Genomic DNA, 6,266 nt, shown 5'->3' on the forward strand with positions numbered 1-6,266 from the left:
ATAGCAGCATCGTATAAATTTATGTGCCTTTGTTAATGCCAAACACTCGCTAATTGGATATTGGAAAAAAAGATTTTAGAAAGATGAGAAATCTATGTTAAAGTAAATTGAAGATTGTGAAACGGATTATTCAACTAACACAGCAGTTTAGTTGAACAAGAAGATTAGATGGAATATTAAGGAGGGAATAAATGACCAAAGATAAAAAAGGAAGGAAAAAAGTACACCGTAAAGTAATACATGGGACGACACCTGTAGAAAGATTTCAAGAAATACACGGGATGACAGTAGAGGAATGGAACGAACAACAATTCAAAGCTAAAACTGGAATGACACCCGAGGAATGGTATACAAAACAGGTTAAATCTACAACACCTTTAGATTTTATTAAAGAACACTACGATACGGTTACCGAGGATGATATAAAGCTTGTTAAGGATTTGCAGTTATTGGGATTAAAAGATGGCGTAATAAATGTATTACTTGACTATGTTGAAATTTTTAGTAGAATCGGAATGGTTCACCCGTTGGTAAGAGAAATGGGTAAAAATTGGCACAAGGAAAATATATTAACTGTTGAAAAGGCTATGGTCTTTGTTAGGGAAGAACATAAGAAATACAAAGAGTCATCAGAGAAGTAGTTATTAGTAAGGTGTCGCTACTTGGAAATCCTTCTTGAACTAACGAGGCAGGTTAGTTGAAGATGGTTGTTTAACCTGTGTTCAACAATCGGGCCATTATGTGGCATAGAGCTATAATAATAAAGTGATGCAATGCGACTATATCAATGACTATTATCAAGGAGAACTGATTCAAAATCAATTGGAGCATTAAGTTCTAGGATTTCCAGGTTGTATTAAGATTTATTTGCTAATTCCACTTTTCAAAAGTTGAATTATATACATTAAACAGTCATAACTATGTTTGGAAGGTGATATTGCTTTGCTAGAGTTAAGAAAAATTAATAGTGACAATTATGAAGAATGTTTAAACTTGCGTACAATTGATACCAATGTGGACTTTGTAGATTCTGTAGCGTGGTCATTAGCCGAAGCGTGGGTATTTTATGATGATTCACGCCCTTTTGCAATTTATGCCGATAATGTGATGGTGGGTTTTGTTTCAATGTATATTGGCGAAAATAACCCCCAAATCATAAATTTTATGATAGATAGCCGTTTTCAAAAAAGAGGCTATGGATCAGCAGCGGCTAAGCTTTGTATTGAATATTTGTGTAAAGAATTTAATGCAAGAAGGATCTCCTTACCAGTTAATCTAGAAAATAGAACCGCACAAAAATTTTGGAGCAACATCGGCTTTGAAATAACAGACGATATGGAGGATGGTTATCTTTATATGCGGTTGTACATACCAGAAAAATATGTCTGAGTATATGAAAATGGAACCCATTTCCATAATCGGGCGCAATTGTTTAAGAAGCGTCTCTGTTTTTATTAAACTAACGGGGTGCTTTACTTGAAGATCATTGGGCTGAATAGACGGCTCTAACTGGTGCTTATTAAACTAAAGGGGCAAGTTTAAGAGTGTAATTTAACTTGAGTCCAACAATCGGGCCATATTGCTGAATGAATTGGGTATTGCATTGGAGTATGGGAAGAGAATTTTTCTTCATTATCCAGATGAACTAATTTGGATTTTGTCTTACACTTTGAAGGATATCGGTAAGTTATTGCCGAAGTGGTTAAAAGAAATCTAACTGTAGTTGTATAAGGACGGAAAGGTGAATTGCTATGACAGTAAATAGGGGAAAGTTAAAGAACAGCTCTATGCAAAGTTTGCACTATGAACAACGGCGGTTGTTTGTATAGGGCTAGAAATTGATTTCCGCCTGCAAAGTGATAATTTGTTTGTAGTAATGACTTTGCTACCTTGAAAATTTATTCTATTTTAAGGAGCGAGGCTAACATGAAATATGTAAATGCAAAAAGTATCTTTCCAAAAGAACTGCTGGAGGAGATACAGAAGTATGTAAATGGAGAAATGGTTTATGTCCCTATTTCAAAGGGATTACAAAAGAAATGGGGAGAAAGGTCAGGGAGTAAAAATTACTTAAAACAGAGAAACCTTGAGATCCGACAACGTTTTTCCGTTGGGGTAACTATAGAACAACTTTCAAATCAATTCTTTCTTTCTCACGATAGTATTAAAAAAATTGTTTACTCAAAAGAATAGTTTTTATATGTCACATTGGACTAAATCTGATGTGACTTTTCTATGTAAAGAACGTTTTATAATCGTTTATAATATATATTCATCGGCCTACTCTTATTACAATTACAGCATATACAAATACTATTTTAAAGGAGAAGCCTATGAAAATTGATGTTCGTTTAACAGATAAAAGTGAAGCATATATTATAAAAAACTTATATCCTTTATACCTATATGACCTTTCTGGACATTATGGTAGAACCCCGAATGTTCACGGGATATATGAGGATAGTGACGATTTTCGAACATTAAATGATCAGTATGAAGTTCAAAATATTTGGTGGGAAAAGCCAGAAGTTTTATTCCCCTATGTAATTTTAGTAGATGGGATTCCAGCAGGGTTTATCCTAATAGCAACCCCACCACATTGTAATGAAGGAATTGACTATTTTGTAAATGAGTTCTTTTTAATTCAATCATTAAGAGGGAAAGGTATTGCTGAAAGAGCAGCAAATATAGTATTTGACCAATTTAAAGGGAATTGGGAGTTGTTTACTAACCCATTAGAGAAAAACATTGCTGGAAAAAAATTTTGGAGGAGGTCACTATCAAATTACACTAATGGAGTCTACACTGAAACAAACGGGGAAACGTTTAATGGACAACAGACTATTTTCCGATTTGATAATTCCGGAAAAAAATATTCCAAATAGCTTATTTTAATATTAGGTAGTGTAAGTTGAATAGACTATGAACTTCCATAATCAGGCACGATTGTTATGTAAGCGTTTCTGATTTTTTTACTAACGGAGTGCTTTAGTCAAGTAGAGCCATGTCTGTTAAGACGTGGCTCCTTACATTTAAAAGTACTTCTGATAATACTCTTTCCTTAGCCTTCCGCTTAATTCAGCGTATATCCTTGTAGTTTCACTTTTCTCATGTCCCAAAAGACTTTGTATGACTTCAATAGGAGCTCCATTATTCAATAAATGAGTTGCATAGCTGTGTCTAAGTTGGTGTGGATGAATCTCTTTGTTGATTTCGGCACGATTAGAAATTCGCTTGATGATGTATCGCATTTGGGCGACACTCATTTTTTGTGGCTGCCGTGCTGTCACAAAGATGGCAGGATTATTGTCATTCCGGCTTTCAAGATATCGTTTAAGCCATATGATGCAACGTGTATTGAAATAAACTTCCCTTTCTTATCCCCTTTTCCTCTAACAATCGCGGATTGGTTGGTCCAATTAATATTGTTCTTTTCTAAGGCAACTATTTCTCCAATTCGACAACCGGTAGAAAACATGAATTCAAAAATCACTTTTTCTATTGGGGTATGACAGGATTCACGAAGGTGTTCAATCTCTCTTTCGGTTAAATGGTTAGGTATATGCTTACCGACTTTGGGTTCTTTAATCTTGGAAGTTGGATTCTTACTCAGGTAGCCTTCTTCATGAGACCAACGAAAAAAAGATTTCAGAAATCGGATATGATGTGCAAGACTGGCTGGTTTTAAATGCTTACACGATACGGCAAGATATTCCTTCAGTTTATTCGTATTCAGCAAGTCCATCTCTACATCCTTAAAATAACTGATTAGTATCGTAGACTGTAATTGATAGGCCTTCAACGATTGTGGTGAAAAACCCTCTATCCGTTTATCAGCTTCAAACGAAGACCATGCTTTTGACAATAACAATTCCATTCCCCCTAAGAGAGTAATATTAAAGGGATTATTGCCAACTTAATAGAAGTATAGTCATATGGAGTATTTTCACTAACGGAGCAGGATACTCAATAAAGAGGAGTAGTGGGTTCTTCTTGTTGAATTAAAGTGGTGGCGTTGGAAGGGAGTTTTTATATTGACAAAAGTTTTTCATATACCTTATGGAGATCACCCGTCCCAATTCGGTGTATTGCGTATACCAGATATTCCTGGACTTAGTCCAGTAGTTGTTACAATTCATGGTGGTTTTTGGCAATCAAAATACGGACTTGAAGAAAATACACCACTTGATGAAGATTTGACTCGTCGTGGTTATGCTACTTGGAATATTGAATATCGTCGAGTCGGAGAAGATGGTGGAGGTTGGTCAGGAACATTTATTGATGTTATTGATGCTGTAAACCACCTCACTCAACTTCAGGAACGCTTTAAGCTCGACCTCTCGCGGGTGGTTATCCTTGGGCATTCAGCAGGGGGACACTTGGCTCTTTGGTTGGCATCTCGGTATAACAAAGTTCAAACGGACGGGATAGGTAATACTCTTCTTATTCCTATACGGAGTGTAATAAGTTTGGCAGGGGTTTTAGATTTGAGAAAGATGTGGGAAATCCATGAAGAAAAAGGGATGACTAGTCCAGTAGCTTCATTTATTGGTGGATCACCACAAGAAGTATCTGAACGTTATAGGTTAGCTTCACCGATAGAATTGTTGCCTTTGAATGTCGAACAAATATTGATTCATGGTGAATTAGATCGTCATGTTCCAGTTGATTTGAGTATTGAGTATCATCGTAGGGCTATTGAACAGGGCGATAAAGTTCGTTTGGTGGTACTTCCAGACGTGGAACATTTTATGGTTATTGATCCGTCATCATCGGCATGGAAGTCAGTGACCGATTCACTAGAAAGTTTAAAAGTAAGTTCAGGTTCTTAAACTAATGGGTGCAATAGTGGATGATTAGGGGCCGTATGGCATCCTTGCCTTCTTGTTGAACTAACGCGGCAGAATAGCCGAACTAATTTTGTAACTTTCAAATAATTATTTACGTCTAATCATAAACTTTAAAGGTGGTTGTTTATGAATAAGTATTTCTTTATATTTGTAGTTCTTTTAGTTCTTATCATTGCGGGTTGTTCAATAGAGGGAATGTCAGGAGTGTCAGGAGACAAGCCGCCAGAAGTCTATATAGTAATTGATAATGATAAATATGAAACGAAACTTGGCACCTATTGTTGGACAGGTGGTTGTGCCGATACAGTTGGACCTGTTGAACTATTAAAAGAAAAAGAGCCTATTAAAGTGACTCCTGGTGAGAAAATAACTTTTAGCATGGACTACAAACCAAAACCAAATGAATTCTATCTTGTTCAGATAAATGGAAGTAATGAAAGCGGAGTTCTGATTGAAGAAAATGGTTTTTCTGCACCAATACAAAAGGGTGTTTATTATTATTCTTATGGAGTATGGTGGATGGATGAAAAGAATGAGAATGTATCCTTTGGAGATGCATTTTATGCATTTGTTTTAGAAGTAAAGTAGTACTTTAAAACGACCAGGTGCTTTACTTCAATAAGGTAGTAAAGCACTTTTTTTATTGAACTAACGGGGCAGGTTAGCATAATAGATGATGAGAAACTTGGAAATGAGGTGGACTCAATGGAGAATGTTAAATGGATAAATGGAAGCCATAAAGAGGATAACCGTATTTTTGACTCGGAGTTTGAAGTTAAAGAATGGACAGAAGCATTATATCCAGATTTTGTTGCCTATTTAAGTAATAAAAATAATGTAGGATATGCCACACCTGATGAAAAGGTAATTAACTATTTAGCATCTCTTTTTCCTCAATGGGCTGATTATAACAATTTACAAATCGATGTCTGTACAGAAAAAACAGAAATAAATGGTCAAATTATCTATAAAATTTGGACAGTGAAATTATAATTATTTTTCACTAACGGGGCAGTTTAGTTCATTAAGTGGTTTGGTTAATTGCGGTAAAATATCATAAGATATAGGTGGGATATTATTGGACTTTTATTTTTTCTTAAATATGTTTAGAAATATAATTGCTACTTTTTTCCAAAATGGCATTTGGGTAATCGGCTTTTTTTACTTGTTAATTAAGACATTTGAAAATGATAGACTTAAGCAATTCTCTAAATATGTTATAGGTATTGTTTTGGCAATATTATTTATTTATTCAATACAAGTAAGTAGATAAACTTTCTTCTTATTTAACGGATAGCTTTACTTGAAGATCATTGACCTGTTAGAAGACGGCTCATTTCTTATTAAACTAACGCAGCAGTTTAGTTGAAAAGTGTATAGAACAATTAAGTAACTTATTTTACCGTAGTCAGTCTA

Annotated in this window: 8 protein-coding genes and 1 pseudogene; 8 read left to right on the forward strand and 1 reads right to left on the reverse strand. The window is 35.0% G+C overall.

Translation table 11 applies throughout. The features are described from left to right. Positions 1 to 191: 191 nt before the first annotated feature. The 5 genes from ACFPZG_RS15655 (at position 192) to ACFPZG_RS15675 (ending at position 2,885) form a co-directional block, all read left to right on the forward strand. Complete coding sequence (locus ACFPZG_RS15655) at positions 192 to 641, forward strand: replication initiation and membrane attachment family protein (protein WP_317939952.1); 450 nt, start codon at positions 192 to 194, stop codon at positions 639 to 641. Between the two features lie 283 nt (positions 642 to 924). After that, positions 925 to 1,389 (forward strand): GNAT family N-acetyltransferase, encoded by a 465-nt coding sequence (locus ACFPZG_RS15660; RefSeq protein WP_381427901.1) that lies wholly within the window; start codon positions 925 to 927, stop codon positions 1,387 to 1,389. A 190-nt stretch (positions 1,390 to 1,579) separates the two neighbouring features. Then, positions 1,580 to 1,717 carry a hypothetical protein gene (locus tag ACFPZG_RS15665; protein ID WP_283732015.1) on the forward strand — a complete coding sequence of 46 codons (138 nt, stop codon included), beginning with the start codon at positions 1,580 to 1,582 and terminating at the stop codon, positions 1,715 to 1,717. A 209-nt stretch (positions 1,718 to 1,926) separates the two neighbouring features. Further along, entirely contained in the window at positions 1,927 to 2,193 is a 267-nt protein-coding gene (locus ACFPZG_RS15670; RefSeq protein ID WP_283732014.1) for a CD3324 family protein, read from the forward strand. 140 nt (positions 2,194 to 2,333) lie between these two features. Continuing rightward, on the forward strand, positions 2,334 to 2,885 hold the full coding sequence (locus tag ACFPZG_RS15675) for a GNAT family N-acetyltransferase (protein ID WP_317939953.1): 552 nt from the start codon (positions 2,334 to 2,336) through the stop codon (positions 2,883 to 2,885). Between the two features lie 147 nt (positions 2,886 to 3,032). Here ACFPZG_RS15675 and ACFPZG_RS15680 read toward each other — a convergent pair. Next, positions 3,033 to 3,871, reverse strand: a pseudogene (locus ACFPZG_RS15680) (tyrosine-type recombinase/integrase). Positions 3,872 to 4,034: 163 nt separating this feature from the next. Between ACFPZG_RS15680 and ACFPZG_RS15685 the strand changes: the two are divergent. The 3 genes from ACFPZG_RS15685 (at position 4,035) to ACFPZG_RS15695 (ending at position 5,843) form a co-directional block, all read left to right on the forward strand. Then, a complete protein-coding gene (locus ACFPZG_RS15685; protein WP_283732013.1) occupies positions 4,035 to 4,832 on the forward strand; it encodes an alpha/beta hydrolase family protein in 798 nt (265 codons plus the stop codon). A gap of 144 nt (positions 4,833 to 4,976) precedes the next feature. Next, the gene (locus ACFPZG_RS15690) at positions 4,977 to 5,438 is read left to right on the forward strand and encodes a hypothetical protein (protein ID WP_283732012.1); all 462 of its coding nucleotides are present in this window, start codon (positions 4,977 to 4,979) and stop codon (positions 5,436 to 5,438) included. 117 nt (positions 5,439 to 5,555) lie between these two features. Further along, positions 5,556 to 5,843, forward strand: a complete 288-nt coding sequence (locus tag ACFPZG_RS15695) for a hypothetical protein (RefSeq protein WP_317939954.1) — start codon at positions 5,556 to 5,558, stop codon at positions 5,841 to 5,843. Positions 5,844 to 6,266: the final 423 nt, after the last annotated feature.

It is taken from the genome of Sporosarcina thermotolerans (genome assembly GCF_042658975.1).
GTDB lineage: Bacteria > Bacillota > Bacilli > Bacillales_A > Planococcaceae > Sporosarcina > Sporosarcina thermotolerans.

Excerpts from the sequence above, each read along its gene's own strand:
- ACFPZG_RS15655 (WP_317939952.1), top strand. The coding sequence starts at position 192 with ATGACCAAAGATAAAAAAGGAAGGAAAAAAGTACACCGTAAAGTAATA.
- ACFPZG_RS15670 (WP_283732014.1), top strand. The coding sequence starts at position 1,927 with ATGAAATATGTAAATGCAAAAAGTATCTTTCCAAAAGAACTGCTGGAG.
- ACFPZG_RS15675 (WP_317939953.1), top strand. The coding sequence starts at position 2,334 with ATGAAAATTGATGTTCGTTTAACAGATAAAAGTGAAGCATATATTATA.
- ACFPZG_RS15690 (WP_283732012.1), top strand. The coding sequence starts at position 4,977 with ATGAATAAGTATTTCTTTATATTTGTAGTTCTTTTAGTTCTTATCATT.
- ACFPZG_RS15695 (WP_317939954.1), top strand. The coding sequence starts at position 5,556 with ATGGAGAATGTTAAATGGATAAATGGAAGCCATAAAGAGGATAACCGT.